20 protein-coding genes are annotated in these 18237 nt (G+C 65.6%); 6 read left to right on the plus strand and 14 right to left on the minus strand.

Annotated features, from left to right (window positions below):
• Positions 1 to 24: 24 nt before the first annotated feature.
• The 6 genes from ccoG (at position 25) to THSYN_RS08890 (ending at position 8208) form a co-directional block, all read left to right on the plus strand.
• On the plus strand, positions 25 to 1458 hold the full coding sequence (gene ccoG, locus THSYN_RS08865) for a cytochrome c oxidase accessory protein CcoG (protein ID WP_100918812.1): 1434 nt from the start codon (positions 25 to 27) through the stop codon (positions 1456 to 1458).
• A gap of 295 nt (positions 1459 to 1753) precedes the next feature.
• Positions 1754 to 2269, plus strand: a complete 516-nt coding sequence (locus tag THSYN_RS08870) for a FixH family protein (RefSeq protein WP_100918813.1) — start codon at positions 1754 to 1756, stop codon at positions 2267 to 2269.
• Positions 2270 to 2508: 239 nt separating this feature from the next.
• A complete protein-coding gene (locus tag THSYN_RS08875; RefSeq protein WP_100918814.1) occupies positions 2509 to 5019 on the plus strand; it encodes a heavy metal translocating P-type ATPase in 2511 nt (836 codons plus the stop codon).
• A gap of 17 nt (positions 5020 to 5036) precedes the next feature.
• Entirely contained in the window at positions 5037 to 5252 is a 216-nt protein-coding gene (gene ccoS, locus THSYN_RS08880; protein ID WP_100918815.1) for a cbb3-type cytochrome oxidase assembly protein CcoS, read from the plus strand.
• Positions 5253 to 5636: 384 nt separating this feature from the next.
• Complete coding sequence (locus tag THSYN_RS08885) at positions 5637 to 7502, plus strand: M6 family metalloprotease domain-containing protein (RefSeq protein ID WP_100918816.1); 1866 nt, start codon at positions 5637 to 5639, stop codon at positions 7500 to 7502.
• A gap of 94 nt (positions 7503 to 7596) precedes the next feature.
• A complete protein-coding gene (locus tag THSYN_RS08890) occupies positions 7597 to 8208 on the plus strand; it encodes a hypothetical protein (RefSeq protein ID WP_100918817.1) in 612 nt (203 codons plus the stop codon).
• 366 nt (positions 8209 to 8574) lie between these two features.
• Here THSYN_RS08890 and THSYN_RS08895 read toward each other — a convergent pair whose 3' ends face one another.
• From THSYN_RS08895 to nifK, 14 genes are all read right to left on the minus strand, one after another.
• On the minus strand, positions 8575 to 8964 hold the full coding sequence (locus THSYN_RS08895) for a VOC family protein (protein ID WP_100918818.1): 390 nt from the start codon (positions 8962 to 8964) through the stop codon (positions 8575 to 8577).
• Positions 8965 to 9025: 61 nt separating this feature from the next.
• The gene (locus THSYN_RS33580; protein ID WP_157817539.1) at positions 9026 to 9241 is read right to left on the minus strand and encodes a hypothetical protein; all 216 of its coding nucleotides are present in this window, start codon (positions 9239 to 9241) and stop codon (positions 9026 to 9028) included.
• A 31-nt stretch (positions 9242 to 9272) separates the two neighbouring features.
• Positions 9273 to 10136, minus strand: coding sequence for a toll/interleukin-1 receptor domain-containing protein (locus tag THSYN_RS35770; RefSeq protein WP_236848832.1), 864 nt, complete (start codon positions 10134 to 10136; stop codon positions 9273 to 9275).
• Entirely contained in the window at positions 10109 to 10597 is a 489-nt protein-coding gene (locus THSYN_RS08910; protein WP_100918819.1) for a Fic family protein, read from the minus strand. Before THSYN_RS08910 ends, THSYN_RS35770 begins: the two co-directional genes overlap by 28 nt.
• A 236-nt stretch (positions 10598 to 10833) precedes the next feature.
• Positions 10834 to 11322 carry a DUF2147 domain-containing protein gene (locus THSYN_RS08915; protein WP_100918820.1) on the minus strand — a complete coding sequence of 163 codons (489 nt, stop codon included), beginning with the start codon at positions 11320 to 11322 and terminating at the stop codon, positions 10834 to 10836.
• 200 nt (positions 11323 to 11522) lie between these two features.
• Positions 11523 to 12086, minus strand: a complete 564-nt coding sequence (locus tag THSYN_RS08920) for a hypothetical protein (RefSeq protein WP_100918821.1) — start codon at positions 12084 to 12086, stop codon at positions 11523 to 11525.
• Positions 12087 to 12237: 151 nt separating this feature from the next.
• Positions 12238 to 12639: a Rieske (2Fe-2S) protein gene (locus tag THSYN_RS08925; RefSeq protein ID WP_100918822.1), complete on the minus strand. Its 402-nt coding sequence runs from the start codon at positions 12637 to 12639 to the stop codon at positions 12238 to 12240.
• A complete protein-coding gene (locus tag THSYN_RS08930; protein WP_172965251.1) occupies positions 12629 to 13585 on the minus strand; it encodes a hypothetical protein in 957 nt (318 codons plus the stop codon). Before THSYN_RS08930 ends, THSYN_RS08925 begins: the two co-directional genes overlap by 11 nt.
• A gap of 384 nt (positions 13586 to 13969) precedes the next feature.
• Positions 13970 to 14710, minus strand: coding sequence for a 4Fe4S-binding leucine-rich repeat protein (locus THSYN_RS08935; protein ID WP_100918823.1), 741 nt, complete (start codon positions 14708 to 14710; stop codon positions 13970 to 13972).
• Between the two features lie 37 nt (positions 14711 to 14747).
• Positions 14748 to 15032 carry a hypothetical protein gene (locus THSYN_RS08940; RefSeq protein ID WP_100918824.1) on the minus strand — a complete coding sequence of 95 codons (285 nt, stop codon included), beginning with the start codon at positions 15030 to 15032 and terminating at the stop codon, positions 14748 to 14750.
• A complete protein-coding gene (locus THSYN_RS08945; RefSeq protein WP_100918825.1) occupies positions 15029 to 15733 on the minus strand; it encodes a dinitrogenase iron-molybdenum cofactor biosynthesis protein in 705 nt (234 codons plus the stop codon). The genes THSYN_RS08940 and THSYN_RS08945 overlap by 4 nt, the downstream gene beginning before the upstream one ends.
• A gap of 197 nt (positions 15734 to 15930) precedes the next feature.
• Positions 15931 to 16125, minus strand: a complete 195-nt coding sequence (locus THSYN_RS08950; protein ID WP_100918826.1) for a 4Fe-4S dicluster domain-containing protein — start codon at positions 16123 to 16125, stop codon at positions 15931 to 15933.
• A gap of 66 nt (positions 16126 to 16191) precedes the next feature.
• Entirely contained in the window at positions 16192 to 16407 is a 216-nt protein-coding gene (nifT, locus tag THSYN_RS08955; RefSeq protein WP_100918827.1) for a putative nitrogen fixation protein NifT, read from the minus strand.
• Between the two features lie 148 nt (positions 16408 to 16555).
• Positions 16556 to 18127, minus strand: coding sequence for a nitrogenase molybdenum-iron protein subunit beta (nifK, locus tag THSYN_RS08960; RefSeq protein ID WP_100918828.1), 1572 nt, complete (start codon positions 18125 to 18127; stop codon positions 16556 to 16558).
• Between the last annotated feature and the right edge of the window lie 110 nt (positions 18128 to 18237).

Consider the following 18237-nt stretch of genomic DNA (forward strand, 5'->3'; position numbering starts at 1 on the left):
CGGTCACCCGATTGGAGAGGGTTCTTGAGTACGAGCAACGTGATTCCGGGGTCGGCGGCCGTCGATGCACTCTATGACGAGGCCGAACACTGGCATGTCAACACCGGTAATGCCAGGATCCACGCCAAGCGTCTGCGCGGGCGCTGGCGCACCATCAAGTGGGCGAGCGCTGCCGTCTGGCTGATCTTCTTCCTGGGGCCCTATCTGCGCTGGGATGGGCGGCAGGCGGTCCTCTTCGATATCCCGAACCGCCAGTATCATCTCTTCGGCGTGACCGTCCTCCCCCAGGACTTCTGGATGCTGTCGCTGCTGTTGTTGTTCTTCGCGATCCTCTTGGCGGTCGCCACCGCCTTGGCCGGGCGTGTCTGGTGCGGCTTTTTCTGCTTCCAGACGGTCTGGACCGACATATTTACCTGGATCGAGGAGCGGCTCGAGGGGCCGCCGCCGCAGCGGCGCAAACTCGACGCGGCGCCCCTGACCCGCGACAAGTTGCGCATCAAGGCCACCAAGCACGGCATCTGGCTCGCCATCGGCTTCTTCACGGGCTTCAGCTTCGTGTCCTGGTTTACCCCGGCCCCCTCCTTGTGGCTGGAGTTCTTCTCCGGCCAGGCGAACGGTGCCGTCTATATCACGGTCGCCCTCTTTACGGTCGGCACCTATCTGCTCGCGGGCTTTCTGCGCGAGCAGGTCTGCTTCTGGTTGTGCCCATACGCCCGTATTCAGGGGGTAATGCTCGACAAGACCACCCTGGTGCCGACCTATGACGAGCGCCGTGGCGAACCCCGGGGCCGGGTCCAAAAGGGGGAGGGCGCGCAGCAGCGGACCTTCGGCGACTGCGTGGACTGCAAGCAGTGCGTCGCCGTCTGCCCGACCGGTATCGATATCCGGGGTGGGCAACAGGAGGGCTGCATCACCTGCGCCCTGTGCATTGATGCCTGCGATGAGGTCATGGACAAGGTCGGACGCCCGCGGGGTCTGGTCCGTTACGCCTCGCTCGACGAGTTGGAGGGCAAGCCCGCGCGCCCGCTGCTCAAGCGCCCGCGGGTCTGGGTCTATTCGGCCATCCTGCTCTTGGCCCTGTCCGGCATCCTTTACGGGCTGTCATCCCTGGACGCCATCGATCTGAAGGTCCTGCACGAGCGCGCGCCCCTGTTCGTGACCTTGGGTGACGGCTCAGTGCAGAACCGCTATACGCTGAAGGTCCTGAACAAGATGCCGGAGCCGCTCACGGTGCGGATCAGCGTCACGGGTCCGCCCGGTCTCACCCTGGTCGGCGCCGATGCGCCGGTCAATGTCCATGAAGGCGGGGTCACGGCGACCGGGGTCTTCGTCAAGGTCCCGAAGAAGAACCTCACGCAAGAGCAGGCGCCGATCCGGTTCCGGGTCGAGGCGGTCCGTCCCAACGGGCAGGCCATCGCCTCGGAGCGCACCAGCGTCTTCGTCGGGCCGCCGCGTTAGACGGGGTTGAGCAAGCCCCAACTTCCCATGCGTCAAGTTCTTGTGGTGGGCGTGAACGCGGCCAAATGCGCAATCACAAGGCGAACTCCGAGCCGTCAGCGAATAAATGGACAGGATTAACAGGATTGCCGATGACTACGTTCGTGACGTTTTCATCCTGTTAATCCTGAAAAGTCCTGTTAATCTTCTCTAATTTCCAACCGGCGGGCCATGACTTCCAGTGTGACATAGCGGTCTATGGTCGCGGTTTTTTTTCTTAGGGTGTGCCGCCGTGTGCACCGGGAGAGTGATGGCAATGCAACTATTCGCACAGCCGGTCGTCCAGTCGAACTCACCGTGGCGCAGCCCTTGGGTGCTCGCCTGGATCGGCCTGATCACGGTGGTCCTGCTGGTCAATGTGACCTTCGTCTATCTGGCCTTCGCGACCAATCCCGGGTTGGTCAACGACGACTATTACGAGCGTGGTCAGCATTACGAGAAGACCCTGAGTTCCCGCCTGGCCAAGGACCCGGGCTGGACCCTGAGCGCCGACATCCCCGACGACCTCAAGGCGGGTGAGGCCGCGGCTATCCTGGTCACCCTGGTGGACAAGACCGGTCAGCCGGTGACGCCGGACCAGGTCAACCTCTATGCCTACCGGCCGTCCGACAAGACCCGGGACTTTTCCGCCCCCATGGTGGCCGTCGGTGCCGGCCAATACTCGGCGCGGGTGGTCTTCCCCCTGTTCGGGGCCTGGGACGCACTGATCGCCGTCCGCCAGGGCGAGGACGAATTCACCACCGGGGAACGACTCACCGTCGCGCGACCCTGACGGCCGCAGCGCGGCGGTCCACCAGTTCCAAGGGGCACTGCCTGTGCCGAGTACCGCCAAGCGTAACGCCTGAAACCACGCTGACGAGTGACCAAGCGGCAGGAAATTGGACAGGATTAACAGGATTTCGCAGGATTAACCAGGATAACGAGGGTGCGATGTTCATCAACAACACATCCTGTAAATCCTGAGAAATCCTGTTAATCCTGTCTAGTTCTCCAGTTCACGGATATTCTCGAATGGTATCGCGATCTGCCCCTGAGGGTACCAGGTCCGGGTGCTTTCACTGCGGTCTGCCGCTGAACCCGGGGTCGGAGGTGACGGCCGTCATCCGTGGGGGCGAGCGGGCCTTCTGTTGTATCGGCTGCCGGTCGGTGTGCGAGGCGATCCATACGGCTGGTCTGGACGGCTTCTACCGCCGCACCACGGCGGGCGAGCCGCTGGGACCGCCCCCCGAACTGCCCAGGGACCTGAGGCTCTACGACCTCGACGCGGTGCAGGAGGAGTTTGTCGATATCGCTGTCGATGATCGGGAGATCAACCTGCTGGTCGAAGGCATCCACTGTGCCGCCTGTGTCTGGCTGATCGAGACGGGGCTCAAGACCCTGCCGGGCGTCACGGAGGCCCGGGTCAACCTGACCGGGCGGCGGCTGCGGGTGCGCTGGGACAACGGTCGGCTGAAGCTCTCCACCCTCCTGCGGCGGCTCGGCGACCTGGGCTTCAGCGCCGTCCCCTTCGATCCGGAGTCCGCCGAGGGCGCCCTGCGCCGCCAGGGTCGCGACCTGCTCTATCGGATGGCCTTCGCCGGGTTCGCCATGATGAACCTGCTGTGGGTCTCCATCGCACTCTACAGCGGGGCCGATCGGGGGGAGTTCCGGGGACTCTTCCAGTGGGTCGGCTGCGCGCTCGCCACCCCCACGCTGCTCTACAGCGGCTACCCCTTCTACCAGGGCGCCTGGGCGGGCCTGCGCTCCGGGCGGCTCGGCATGGATCTGCCGATCGCCATCGGCGCCTCGATCACCTATGTCTATTCGCTCTATGTAACGGTCAGCGGCACCAGGGCCGGGGAGGTCTACTGGGACACGGTGGTCAACTTCCTGTTCGTGATCCTGCTCGGGCGCTTCCTGGAGGGCCTGTCCAGGCGCGCGGCGGTCGCCTCGACCCAGCGCCTGCTCGATCTCCAGCCCAAGGTCGCCACCGTGCTGCGCGACGACACCGAGACCCTGGTCCCGATCCGCTCCATCGCCCGGGACGAACTGGTCCTGGTGCGCCCCGGGGAGCGGGTGCCGGTGGATGGGGCCGTGGTCGAGGGTCTGAGCGAGGTCGACGAGTCCATGCTGACCGGTGAGTCCAGGCCGGTGCGCAAGACCCAGGGGGAGACGGTCTGCGCCGGCACCATCAACGGCGCCGGGGTGCTCAAGGTGCGTGCCACCGCGACCCTGCGCGACACCGCGCTGGGGCGCATCATCCGCCTGGTGGAGGATGCGCAGGCGAGCCGCGCCCCGATCCAACGCCTGGCCGACCGCATCGTCCCCTGGTTCGTGGCGCTCACCCTGGGGCTCGCCGCCCTGACCTTCATCGCCTGGGTCGGGGTCGACCTCCAGACCGCCATCCTGGCCGGGACCGCGGTGCTCATCATCACCTGCCCCTGCGCCTTCGGTATGGCCACCCCCATGGCGGTCGCGGTCGCCGCGGGCCTGGGCGCGTCGCGCGGTATCCTGATCAAGAACGGCGCCGTGCTGGAGCGCCTCTCGTCGATCGAGCACTTCGTCTTCGACAAGACCGGCACCCTCACCACCGGACGGCCGGAGGTCACCGGATGGCGCTTCGGGTCGGCGCCCTGGCAGTCGTTGGGGTCCGAGCCCTTGGTCCTGGCGGACGATCGGCGCGACCTGCTGCGTCGCGTCGGCGCCCTGGAGCGACTCTCGGAACACCCGGCGGCGGCGGCGGTGCTGGCCCTGTGCGAGCGGCTGGATATCGCGACGGCGCCCGCCCGGGTGGCGTCGGTCGAGGTAGTTCCGGGGCTCGGCATCCGCGGCCAGGTGGACGGCGCACTTGTCGTCGTCGGGAGTGCCGATTGGCTTGCCGACAACGCGCTTGCGCCGGCCGCGTTGGACGGCGCCGCGCCGCGGTCTGATGGATCGAGGGAGGGCGGTCTGATCCACTGTGCCGTCGCGGGCCTGGGTACCCTGGTGCTGGCCACCGCGGACCGCCTGCGCCCAGGCGCCGCCGCGGTCATCGCACGGATGCGCGCCCAGGGTCTGCGCGTGACCCTGCTCACCGGTGACCGCTGCGCCGCGGCCGAGCACATCGCCACCGAGCTTGGGGCCATCGAGGTCATTGCCGAGGTCCTGCCCGCGGACAAGGATCGGGTCATCGCCGAACTGCAAACCAAGGGCCGGCGCGTCGCCATGATCGGCGACGGGGTCAACGACGCCCCGGCCCTGGTGCGCGCGGACGTCGGCATCGCCATGGGCAGCGGGACCGATGTGTCCATCGCCAGCGCCGACATCGTCCTCATGTCAAACGAACTGGAACGGGTCGCCGAGGCCGCCGAACTCTCCCGCCGGACGCTGCGCACCATCCGCCAGAACATCGGGATCTCGATCGTCTATAACCTGATCATGGTCCCGCTCGCCATGGCCGCGGTGCTGACGCCGCTGATCGCCGCTATCGCGATGCCGCTCAGTTCACTCGCCGTCATCGGTAATTCCGCCCGTATCCGCGGTCTGTTCAAGGGCCGCCCCTGATCCCACGGAGGTCCCCAATGGACGTCATCTATGGCCTGATCCCCGGCATGATCATCCTCGGCCTGGTCGCGGTCGGTGTCCTCTTCTGGGCTGCCCGCAGCGGCCAGTTCGACGACCTGGAAGGCGACGGCCGGCGCATCCTCATGGATGAGGATGAGGTCGACCCGCGCTGTATACCGGACGCCGACCGGGACCCCGAGCCGCCCAAGGCGGGCGGTAGCGCCAGCAGGTAGGATCGGGCAGAGTGAGGGCGATGCCCACATCCTTACGCCGCCGAGCGGATCAGCCGCCGGAACCGCGTCAAGGCGGTGCTCTCGGGGATCAATGCCGCCATCGCGCGGATTCGCGAGGCGCCCGCGGTGTTCGTCCAAAAAGGTGAGCCATTACGCAGAATCCGCCATCGCAGCGACCAGCGGGGCGCAGAACGTCCGACGCTGCCTGGAAGATCCTGGAAAGCAAGTTAAACTCCAGTGGTGTTTTCCCCGGCGCCGTGCGGTGAGTGTGACCGGTGTCGATCCCAGAAGAACCCCGGTCTCCCGGGTGTCGATGCCCGTTTCAGTCGCGACACCGATGGGAGGGGGACCGTCTCGCATGCGACTCAGACTCAGGAGACAACAATGAAGATCAGCACACACGAATCGGCGGGGCGGCGGGCAGGCTGGATGGCCAGCCTGCCGCTCCTGGGTTGCTCCCTCCTTGCGTTGTATGGCGCGCCGATTGGGGCCGGCCCGGCGAGTCCGGGGCCCTTCACCCTCGAGCAGCCGGACGGACAGCAGGTCGTCGCCAGACAGCGGGGCGACGAGCGCAATCACTGGGTGGAGACCGAGAGCGGCTATACCATCGCCCGGGACCAGAACGGGGTGTGGCACTATGTCAGCGGCTTCGTCGCGCCGGGCGCGGCGGCTGCGCAAGTGCCTGCCCTGGGCCCCGATGTGACCCCGGCGATGACCCCGGTGCTGACCCCGGTGCTGACCCCGGTGCTGACCCCGGTCCCGGCGCAGGACCCCCCGCCGGCCGGGCTGCTGAAACACCTGCACGCGACGATTATGCCGCCGGCGGCCGCGTCGGGCGTCGCGCCCGCCACTGCGACCGGGTGGTCAACGCCGACCGGCGGCACTGCCCCACCGCCCACCCGGGTTCTGTTGATCCTGGCGAGCTTCAATAACCAGGCGGGGACCTTCGGGCAGCCGCTGTGGGCCACCGGATTCATGGACGGCCTCCTCGACTATTACTACCGGGCGTCCTACGGCGCGGTCGGCCTGCTGCCCGCGTATGAGGATGACAGTGCCTTGGGTCAAGGGGCAGCCGCCAACAACGGCGTCATCGGCTGGGTCAACATCAGCGGTCGCTTGCAGCAACTGGAGCAGGTCCTCGGAATGTCCGATCAGACCGGGAATCATCCGAGCCCGGGCGAGAGTGCTGCACTCGCCCAATATAACCGGCTGATCGCCAAGGTGGCGATGCAGGCCGCCGCTCCCTACATCGACTATTCCCAGTATGACCACGACGGCGATGGTCAGGTCACGGCCGATGAGTTGGCGGTCGTCATCGTCGTGGCCGGCAGCGAGGCGTCGGCCGAGGGTCCGGCCCCTCATGTTTGGGCTCACGCCGCGGATCTCTTTCCCATACTCGACGATGGGCCGCTCGTCCTGAACGGCAAGACCCTCGGCGTCGGGGTCGCCCGGCCAGGTGTGGGCCCACTGGGAGCGACCTCCGGATATGCCATGGTCGGCGAGAAGTTTCCCAATCTTTCGGGGTCTCCCGTCCAAGCCACGATCGGCCTGACGCTCCACGAACTGGGCCATGAGATATTCGGCCTCCCGGATTTATACGAGGTGAACACCTTCCTGTGCCCTGACCTGAAGCCCAGCCGCGGTGTCGGCGCCTGGAGTCTCATGGGGCTCGGGAATTGGGGAGCCCGCACGGGGGAGATCAAGGGCGCCACGCCGGTATTGCTGGATGCCTGGTCGAAATTGCAGCTGGGCTGGGTCCTGCCGATCGACCGGGATCGGGCGATACTCGTCGGCGCCGGGGAGGCGGACGCGACCAGACTCAATACCGTTTATGGGGTGGTTACCGGGGGTCCCGCCAGCGAGTATTTCCTCATCGAGAACCGCCAGAACCAGGGCTATGATCAGGGCCTGCAGAGCATCGTTTCCGGCTTCACCGGCGGCCTGGCCATCTGGCACATCGACGACAACATTTCCTGCCTCAACAACGAGTGCAACTCCCGGGTGACCAATCCGCACCCCCGGGTCTATCTGGAGGCCGGGGGCCGCACCTGTGTGTCCACATCGAGTGCCAACCAATCCGATCTGTTCATCAACGGCAGCGGCTCGCGGACGGTCCTGAATGCGGGTAGCGCGCCGACCAACAGCCGGTTGTGGAGCGGCGCCGTCAAGGGTGACGTCAGCGGCGTGAGCATCATGGACATCCTGCAGGCCAAGACCTCGCGGCTGATCCGGGTGCGCGCTTCGCGGTAACGGCGGCCCGGCGCGTCCTGGACCACGGCGGTTCAGGGCGCGCCGACTCGCCCGGCATTGCCTTCTTACTGGAATCTCAACGAGGTCATTCAGAATGAACAAGCGGCTCCTGGCGGCGGCGCTGGCCTCGGCCTTCGCGGCCAACGCCCACGCCTTTCTGATCACGGTGGAACCGGACGACTTCACTCACGAACAGAATATCTCCGCCCTCACCCCGGGCGTGACATTGCAGTGGGTGTCGGGGAGCCCGGTGTACGCCTATGAGACCGACGATTTCGAATACGCCTCGACCGGGACCAGGGTGTTCGGCTATGACGCCGGGTTCGGCGTCGAGCCTTACTGGGATGACGAGAATCAATTCCGCGCCGATTTTGCAGGATGGGTCAACTACGTGTCGATCGACGTGGTCAACAACGATGAAGAGGGCGACAACGACAGCGCCTATATGGAGGTATACGGCGTGAGCGGTCTCCTGGCGACGGTCTATACGAACGGCATTTCCTTCCCTGGGTTCGAGACGCTGTCCTTCTATGAAGGCACTGTCAACATCAGTTATATTTTAATGTCGAGTGCCGACGGCGCCGACTACAATCTCGACCGTATGGAGTTCGGGATTCCCGCGGCTCCAACCCTGGCGTTGTTCAGCCTCGGCCTGCTTGGCCTGGCCTCGACGCGTGCGCGAGTGGGTGGCCCGCGGCGACTGTAGGTCACCCCTCAGCCCTGGGGCGGAACGCCGCCGGTGGTTCCGCCGCTTCGGTGCTCCGCGCTGCATACCGGGCGCCGAGCAGGACCCCGAGCCGCCCACGCCGGGCGGTGGCTCCAGCAGGTAGGATGGGCAGAGCGAGAGCGATGCCCACCCTTTGAGGATCGCGGTGCTTTGTGTTCTTTGTGTCTTTGTGAGAGCAATTGCCGGATTCAGGTTCAAGTGCCCAAGCGCCCGGGACCCCGATCCGCATCCCCGCAGGGGTATGACCTATCAGCCCAGGGTAACGCCCTGGATTATACCGAAGAGACTGTCCAGCCCTGAAAGGGCGTGACATACGAGAAACCACATCAATCTGCGGGCGCCGGCTCAGGCCGTGATCTCGATGCGATTCCCATCCGGGTCCAGGACGACGCTCTCGTAGTAACCGTCCCCGGTTCTCCGGGGGCCATCGAGAACCGGATACCCGTCGGCCTTCAGTCGCCGCGTCAGCTCATCGACGAGCCGCTCCGACCCAAGCGAGATGGCGAAGTGCGTCAGTCCCATGCGCTGTACACCTGGGGCGATGACCAGTGGGTCGAGCATAGTCGTCATCATGGCCTCGATCCGCGCCCCGTCGGTGAACCGCAGGAAGCAGGACGCGAAGCCTTTCTGTGGATTGGTGTATCCGCTGTCCGCGACCGCGCCGAAATACGCCACGTAGAACGCCTTGCAGCGCTCCAGGTCATTGGTCCAGAGGGCGATGTGGTCGATGTGCATCCGTGGTTCGGCTGGTGCGCAGCCTCAAGCCGCCTTCAGCACGACGTCGACGTGTATCTCGTCAAAGGGGAAGAGGACCTGATCCCGACCTAGGACCCTGCTGTCGCCATTGCTCCCGGATACGCTCGGCGGATTCATGGGCCATCTGCACCAGAACATCGATACGATAATCGGCCGCGCGATTGATCTCGCGTTTGACCTCCCAGAGTTCCGCAAGGACTGCGTCCGGCGCTCTTGGAATGGTCAATTGTGGTCCGTTGGTTTCGTCCGGGATCATCTTGCAATCTCCAGAAGTTCTTCAGGGGTGGTCAGGAGTGGCAGTGTGTGCCCAAGTGCACGCAGGGTATCCAGCAGTCGGAGTTTTGTATCCGGACCGACGAGATGGGCGAAATTCCAGGTGACGAGGTAATGGGCCTGAGAGATGGTGGCAATGGCGATATGCAGCGCGTCCTCGGGTTCAGTGACGGGAATCGCTCCGGCGTCCATGTATGGCGAGGAAAGCGACGAGCGGCGATAAAGTGCTGCTGCCAACCAGCCGGAGGCCGAGCCGACAACTGCAAGAAATAATCCTGCAATCCGGAGTACTGCGGGTCCTGTCGTGTTCTTTCTTTCACGATTCCTACGATCCGAAGTCCTTCTGTATTTCCACCTCCAAGATTGGGCCGCAGAGTAGCGCCCGTCGTCGATGGTGCGGAGATTGCGAGGCTTCGTTCTTTCTGTACCCACGCTGATCCTATCGAGTTGGATGATATCACTGCCGCCACAAATTTCATCTGATCAATAGCGGCCGATATCTTATCAATTAGCGAATCGCCGATGTTGATCTCGGCTTCGTCGAGCCAAACGACTACGCCGTCAGCTGTGAGCCGCTTGGCCTTGTCCCACACGACCAACCCCTGATCCCGCAGCCCTTGCAGATCACGCTGTTTGGTCTTGTCGGTGCGCTCAAGGTAGAGCGCACGATACCAAGGCGCGCGACGCAGTTCGGCCAATGCGACGGGGCGGCCGGCCTGGAGTATCTGGGTGGCGATGGCATACTGACGGGCGTTGATCCGCTTCTCCTCGTGGCGGCGTTTGAGATCGTTCTCGAACAGCAGCAGGTGCACCAGCCGATTGACCCGGTCGTGCAGGGTGTTGAGGCTCGTCAACATGCCTTCCAGGAAGAAGAGCACGAAGTCTGTGTTGGGGGCCGCGGCGCCCTTTCCGCCGCCTTGCGGCAGGTGTTGAAGAGGGTGAAATAGCGGTCGATCTGATCGAGGTAGAAGCGGGCCTGGGCGAAGGGGGCGTATTTGAAACCCTCCCGCAGCAGCAGGCTGGCCTCGATCACGCGGCCGACACGTCCATTGCCGTCCCAGAAGGGGTGAATGCACTCATAGTCGAGGGCCAGTCGGGTCTCTTCCTCGGAGAGAGTACCGCCCTCGATGCTGTTGGTACCGAAGACGCTGGTCGCCACGACCTCAGGTTCCAACTGGCCGGCGACCTGGGCGAGCGGCGATCCCTGGAGACGTTGGTGGGCGTCGCCGACGCGCAGCAAGGCGGTCTCAACGGCCGCGGGATTGACGCCCACCTGGAAGGTGAAGGGGCCGAAGCGGGCGGTCTCGACGGTGAGCCTGTGGTCCGCGAACTCGGGCATCGGCGATCTGGTCTTGTTGTCCGGCGGAATGTCCGGTGGAATGTCCGGCGAAAGATGATCGCATCTTATTGATGTCGATGGGTTATTTTAACCGGGGCGGGAAGGAATGTCCGAAAAAATGTCCAGTCCGGTTTTCATCGACAGCCCCTCGTGGGGAACCTGGCCGTCCGACGGTGGGGCGGACCTGGATGACGCGCGTCGAGCGGCGCACCAGTGTCAGTGCGCCGCCGGCTCGGTCAGGGCTTGAGCCCGTACTTGCCGGGGTCCACGCGGGCCCAGGTGCTGGTACGCCCGATCAGGCTGACCATGATGTAACCGCGCAGTTCCAACCGGTCCTTGCCCGCCATGGTGATGGTCCCGGAGTAGGTCTTGCCGTTGCGCGGGTCGTAGACCTGCCCCCCTTCGCACACCCCCTTCGCGTCGGGCGGCGCGAAACCCCAGACGATGGGCAGGCCCAATAGCTTGCGCTCGCGCTGCGCGCTATCCGGGTTGCGCTCGTCCACCTTCGGCTGGCCCGTCCGCCCCCGCGCGTCCCCGGCCGGATAGTTGGGCTCCTTCAGCCAGACGATCCGGCCGCCCAGTTTTCCGCCGGATTCCTCGATCCGGACCACGGAGGTGCCTTCCTGAACGAGCCAGTAACCCACCGGGGCGGGGGCCGCCGACAGCGCAGCCGAGGGCAGGGCGAGCGCGAGACAGACAATCAGGAGGTAGTCGCGGCGGGTCATTGCAGGCTCCGATGATCGCAGGGGCCTTGATTATAATCCCGGCCGATCAGCTAACGGCGAGGTCTGTGGTCCGCACAGCGGACCCTACGACCCCGCACCCGTAGGGTCCGCTGTGCGGACCAGCGACATCCCGTCCCGCAGGGTGGCCGGAGCGATGATCAAGGCCGGTCGCGGGCGTCCCGGACGCGTGCGGGCCGACCCTACACCGCCCCCCAAACCTCCCGGCGACTCCCGGTCTTGCCGGCCAGCACCTGCTCCAGGGTCTGTAACGGGTACTTGTGGGTGTGGCCCTTGGCGGCCTGGGCGACGGTGAGCACCTTGTCCTCTGAACTCTGGCCCTTGAGGTCGCCTTTCTCCACGAAGAACTCGTCCATCAGGTTGTTCCAGACGATGCCGTCGTGGTATTGGATCAGGCAATAACGCTGGTCGCCGACCTGGACCTGCGCGCTGGCGGCGATGTCGTCGATATAGAAGACCGGGACGCACCCGGGGGCCAGGTGGCCCTGGAAGTATTCGATGAACTGCGGCAGTTCCTCAATGCTCGAGAAGTTGCCCGCGACGAATTCGAGCCGGTCGGCCGTTGCCAGCACCACGGCCTGCTTGAGCAGGGCCTGGGGCGGGTTGCGTTTACGGGCCGCCTCGTCGAACTCTCCGGCCAGTATGATCAGGTCGCCGCGGAAGGCGTAGAGCCCGGCGGTGCTGGTCTGGCCCTGGGCGGTGATAAGCCAGTAGCGTTCCTGTTCCTGGTAGGTGTCGAGCAGCATCGGTGGTGGTCTCTCAGGTTGGTAACGAGTTAAGGACAAGTCAAACACAATCGTCGTTGTCGTTGTCGTTGTCGTAATCGGAGAAGCGATGCACGAGAGAGTCCGGGGCGCCAGGATCGCCTCGATTACGACAACGACAACGACAACGACGCTAGTCGAGCAGCGTGGTGCGCTTCTCGGTGAGGTACAGGGTGCCGTCGCGCTCCTGCACCCGCAGCCGGGTCAGCGACTCGCCCGCGCAGATCTCGCTCAGGCACTCGCCGGTCGTGGGTGCATAGGTGATGCCGTGCATGGAGCAGCGGATGGATTCGCCGGCGGCGTCGAAGACATGGCAGTGTTCGCAGTCCAATTCCTTGGGCATGTGCACGCACTGATTCAGATACCCATAGGCGACACCGCGGAAGCGCACCAGGATCGCCTCCCGCGGGTCGCCGCGGTAGCGCACACGGAAGCGGTGCCGGCCCAGTTCCGCCAAGGCGGCGGACGGGCAGATCGGGGCCGCGGTCCGGGGCAGCGGTGCGGACAGGTCCGCGCCCGGTGTCTCAGGCGCCATAGGGCTGGTTATACCAGTCGCGCAGGACCTTGAGGTCGCGCACGGGAAGATAGGCGTAGGCGCCGATCAGGTCGTCGTGGACGGCCGTGGCCAGGCGGTGCGAGACCTTGGGGTTGGTCAGCATGTAAAAGTACCAGGCGAAGGGGTAGCCGAGCACCCGGTCGAAGCCGTGGATCTGGTTGGCCAGTTGGGCGCCGCGCGCGACCACGCCGTCGGGCAGGGCCGGCGGCACCGCGGCCGACACGGGGATCGGTTTGGCGCTCAGATGGTCGTCACCCTCCTGATCGCGATATTCGCGGATGGACAGGACCCAGTGCTCGCAGAAAATCGAGGTCTCGCCGGCGCTGCTGCGGTCCCAGTCGTCCAGGAAACGGACCAGGCGCGGTCCCGCGTCCGAGGACTTCAGGAGTCTATTCACCGGGACCAGGCGGCGAAAGACGAGCCGCGGCGGCCCTACCGGCTCGGGCTCCAGGCGGGGGAAGTCCAGCGGGTCGACGAACTCGGCGATGCTGTCCGGGAACCAGTCCGGGTCCGTGATGCAGCGGTCCAGTACCTCCTGCAATTCCTCCACCTCGATCTGGATGAAGTCGCGCGCGGCCGGGCCGGTCGGCACCACCAGGTAGTGGGTCTGACCGTTGAGGCGGGTGACGAAGAGCCGCAGGTCCGCGACCTTCTGCATCAGTTCATCGATGTCCCCGCCGGAGATCGTCTCGGCCCAGGTCCCCAGGTGCTCGGCAATGCGGCCCCCGTCCAGGTCCACCACCCCGCCCAGGCGGTGCCATCCGCCCCGGGTCAGGGCGTGCTGGACCTGAGCGCCGGGCAGCAGGCCCTCGATGGCAGCGACCAGGCCCGGGACGCCGGCGCGGGCCGGCAGCGCCGCGCAGGCCTCGGCAACCCGCAGGGCAAGGGTCTGGGACTGGTTGGGGTCAAGGTCGGTCGCTGTCATCGTCTTGGCCTGATAGTTCGGTGGTCGGTGAAGTTATTAAGAATCATTTGTCCGCAAATGAACGCAAATAAACGCAAATCTTCACGAAACGCGCTGATCGTTGAACTTCCGGGCCGGACGAGGACGGCGCCCCATCCGGAGCGTTGTCTCCGGACCCGCGGCCACGCGCCAATCGCAGCCGCAGCATTAAACGTTCGGGACGGGGCGAATGCCCCGTCCCGCCCCCGGGCGCGGCCCGTGTTCCGGGCCGGACAGGGCCGGCGCCCCGCCCCGCCCTCCGTCGGTAGCCGACAGTGCCCGACACGATGCCGCCTAGCTCACATTCATTTCTTTATTTGCGTTCATTTGCGTTCATTTGCGGACAATCGTCTTTCCTGCCCGCGTTCATTCGCGGACCTCTTGCTCGCCCGCCGCGGCACGCGCCTGCGCGGCGGCCCGGACATCCGGGTCGGCGTCCTCCAGCAGGGTCCCGAGCTGGCCGATCGGCAGGCGTTCCGCCAGGCGCAGGCGCACCCGCCAATCGGGGTCGCGCAGCAGGCCGTTGGCCTCCTCGCAGCGGATGCGCCCCGCGACGGTGATGCGCACCTCCGCGTCGGGGTCGTTGCGCAGCAGGCCCAGGCTTTCCAGCGGCAGGCGCCCCGCCACGGTGCAGCGTACCTGCCGGTCCGGGTCGCGGATCATCCGGAACAGGCGCCCGACCGGCAGTCGCCGCGCGACATATTGGCGCACCAGATAGTCCGGGTCCGCGGCCAGCCGCTCCAGGCGTTCGGGGGGCAGGCGGTCGGCGACCATCACCCGCACCTCCCGGTCCGGGTCGCCGATCAGCGGGTCCAGGGCCTCGACCGGCAGGCGGTAGGCGAGTACGCGCCGGACCACCTCGTCCGGGTCATGGATCAGCGACAGCAGTTGGCGCTGGGAGAGATAGCGGGCGGCGATGGCACGGCGTTCCCAGAAGGCATCGCCCGCGTAGGTGTCTGCCAGAGACGGGTTGACCCGGAAGAAGCGCTCGATCTGACGCCCGCTCATGGCGCGCACGCACACATCCCCCGGGGTGCAACGGCCCTGGGTGAGCAGGTCGCGCCGGTGGGGGCACTCGGCGCAGTTGGCGATCGGCGTCGCGGACATGCCGGGCGGACTCGCCACTGGCCCAGGGGCGGGTGCCCTACTGGGCACCATGGTCCAGTTCCGCCAGGACCAGGCCGGTGGCGGCGTCCGGATCGGCGGTGAGGCGCAGGCAATGGGCCTGCCCATCGACCAGATAGAGATTGAAGCCCGCGGCCCGGCGCACCGGCGCCGCGACCCCGATCCCCTCGCCGATGTCCTCGTCCCGGCAGTAGGTGAAATGGATGGGTGCCAGGGTCTCGCGCAGGGCCCCGACGGTCTGCTCGGAGAGGCCCGCCCGCTCCACGATCTGCACCACCTGGTCGAGACGCTCGGTGCTGATCATGCCGGGTCCTCTTCGCTCAAGGCAAAGCGGATACGCTCCTGCGGGGGCTTGCCCATCGCCTTGGCGAGCCACGGCGGGGTCTGGTGGGCCAGGGTCTCCTGGAGCCGGACCATGCGCTCCCGGGCGCTGCCGCCGCCGGAGTCCTTGATCGGGTGGATATCGAGCTTGATCACCTTGGCGGCGGCCGGCCCGCCGATGGAGGCGACATAGAGGACCTGGCAGTCACCGATCAGCCCGGCGCGGTAGGCATTCTTATCCTCGGCACCGGTGTCCTCCACCCGCCGCACGGCGATCAGCCGGCACTGGGTGGCGGAGACCTGGTAGATCAGGAAGCGGCGGGCGGCGCCGAAGTGCCCGTCCAGGTTCTCGCCCGTGTCCGAGGCGCAGGCGACGCGGATGGAGTCCGGCATGTCGTTGTCGGCATAGGGATCGAGCGGGGGCGGGGGGGCCGCATCGGTGAGCCCCTCGCCCTTGAGATAGGTCAGGGCGGCCTTGAGTGCATCGGGGTCGATGTCGCCCAATTCCCCGGCCGCCGCGGTCTTCAGGTCCTTGACCTTGAGGGCGGCGAGCTTCTCCGCCGTCGGCGGCAGCCCGACCGCATCGGCCAGGACCCGCAGCAGCCGCGCCGGGTCGGTCTCCGGCAGTGCGCGGGCGGCCAGGCCGATCCGCAGGGCGAGGTCTTCGGAGATGGGGCTGGGCATGGGATGTCTTGTCCGCAAATAAACGCAAATAAACGCAAATGAAGAAAAGGTCCGCAGAATGAGTGATTAACGCCGGCCGATCCATCCGTCGACCGCTGCCGCGACCTGCGGTGTGATCCGGCCCGCTCGTACGGGCCGCACTATCTTCATTTGCGTTAATTTGCGTTCATTTGCGGACCATACTCTTCTTCAGTGCCTCAGGCCGGGACGATACAGTTGTCCTCCATGCAGGCATTGACACACTGGGGCATGTCGAATTCGCCCTCGCACTCGGTGCAGGTGTCGGGGTCGATCTTGTAGAGGCCCTTGAAGGGGCTGATCGACTTGGTGGGGCAGACTGTCACGCAGTCACCGCAGGCGGTGCAGGCGGATTTCAGGATTTGCATGGCCATAGGAGTCTCCGGTGTTCGTTGAAACGGGGCCGCACGCGGCGGCGGCTTACAGGTCTATCGACCGGTCTAGTCGGCGCGCTTGAAACGCAGGGTGGTCGGAAAGACCGGCGGCGGGCTGATGGGGTCGACATACCACCGCGACCCGTCGGTCAGTTCCACCTCGCCGCCCCAGGTCTGCGGGGTGTCGGTCTCCACGGTGGCGATGGTCTCCTCCATGTCCTTCTTGGCGACATAGAAGAGGAGCGCGCCGCTGTCGCTCTTACGGATCATTACGCTGGGCATTGGTTTACCTTGAGTCTGTGTCGACCGCCGTCGTCGTAGGTCGGGTCAGGCGCGCCGCGGCGATCGGTCCTTGCCGCGAACTGCCGCTGCGCGCCTTGACCCGCGGCTTCCTGCCGGCTGCTGTCGGGTTACGCTTCGCTGACCCGACCTACCGCACCAGGTCGTAATTATAGTCCGTGGTGCCCATGCCTCGGGTCTCCTCGTCGAGGCGCTCCAGGACCGCGTTGACCAGGGTGGTGAGGATATACATGGCCCCCTCATACCCCAGGGTCGTCATCCGGTGCAGGTGATGACGGTCGAAGATCGGGAATCCGATACGGATCAGCGGGACCTCGAACTCCTTACCCTTGTGCAGGGTGTCGCGCTGAATGAACTTGCCGTAGGAGTTGCCGATCATGAAGTCCGGCTTGTTGGTGAACATCAGGGAGCGGAAGTGCCACAGGTCCGCGCCGGTATGGACCGTCGCGAGCTTGCCGTAGGGCGAGGCGGCCAGAATCCCCTCCAACTCCTTCTTCCAGCGCTTATTCGCCTGATTGCACAGGATGTCGGTGGGCTCGGCGCCCAGTTCCAGCAGGAACTTGACCATCCCCAGCACATAGTCGGCATCGCCGTAGAGGGCAAACTTCTTGCCGTGCAGCCAGGCGTGGCTGTCGGTCATCATATCCACCAGCCGGCCGCGCTCCTTGGCCAGCGAGGCGGGGATGGGCTTGCCGCTCAGCTCGGAGACCTTCATCAGGAAGTCGTCGGTCCATTCCAGCCCCATCGGGATATTGATGTGGGTGGCCGGCTGGTTCCAGACCAGTTCGACATGCTTCTTGGTCTTGGGCAACTGCCAGGGCTGGAGCATCAGGGTGTCGATGGCGTTGGGGGCGTCCTTGATCTCGGCCTGGGTCGTGCCGCCGGCGTACATGCGATACTCGCCGTCGGCCGGGGTATCCAGCACCTCGGTGGGGTCGCACAACATGCTGTGGGCCACGCCCATCTCATCGAGCATCCGGTGGATGACCCGGTAGTTGCCCAGATAGGTCTCGAAGCCGGGCACGATGTTGAGCTTGCCGTTGCTGCCGACCTTCTTGCTGTCCATCACGTTGAGGCTGAAGAAGCGGATGATGCCCTCGAACATGTTGTCCCAGCCGGTGGTATGGGAACCGACGAAGCTCGGGGTATGGGCGAAGGGAACCGGCAGTGCGTCCGGGATATGACCCTCCTTCTTGGCGTTGGTGATGAAGCTGCTGAGATCATCGCCGATGACCTCGGCCATGCAGGTGGTGGAGACGGCGATCATCTCCGGCTTGTAGAGCGCGAGCGCGTTCTCCAGACCGTCGAACATGTTCTTCTGGCCGCCGAAGACCGCCGCGTCCTCGGTCATGGAATCGGAGACGCAGGCGATCGGCTCCTTGAAGTGACGGTTGAAATAGGAGCGGAAATAGGCTACGCACCCCTGGGAGCCGTGCACATAGGGCAGGGTCTTTTCAAAGCCCAGGGCGCAGAGCACCGCGCCCAGCGGCTGGCAGGCCTTGGCCGGGTTGATGGTCAGGGCCTCGCGCTTGAAATTGAGTTCCTTGTACTCCTCGGTGGTGGTCCACTGGAAGACCTGCGCGAGCCGCTCGGGCGTGTGGGCCTCCTCGACCGTGTCGCGCTTTTTGGCGAGGTTCTCCTTGTACTCCGGCGTCCGGAACAGCGGGTAGCTCGGCTTGATGTCGTCGACTGTCTGGCTCATCTCAATTCTCCTGCCGCGCCGCTAATCCGCGGACGACGGCATGATGGGATCGGGCCGGGTGCGCCAGGCGCACCCGTGCGAACGTGAACCGGGTGCGCCGGGCGCACCCG

The sequence above is a fragment of the Candidatus Thiodictyon syntrophicum genome, from assembly GCF_002813775.1.
In the GTDB taxonomy this organism is placed as follows: Bacteria; Pseudomonadota; Gammaproteobacteria; order Chromatiales; family Chromatiaceae; genus Thiodictyon; species Thiodictyon syntrophicum.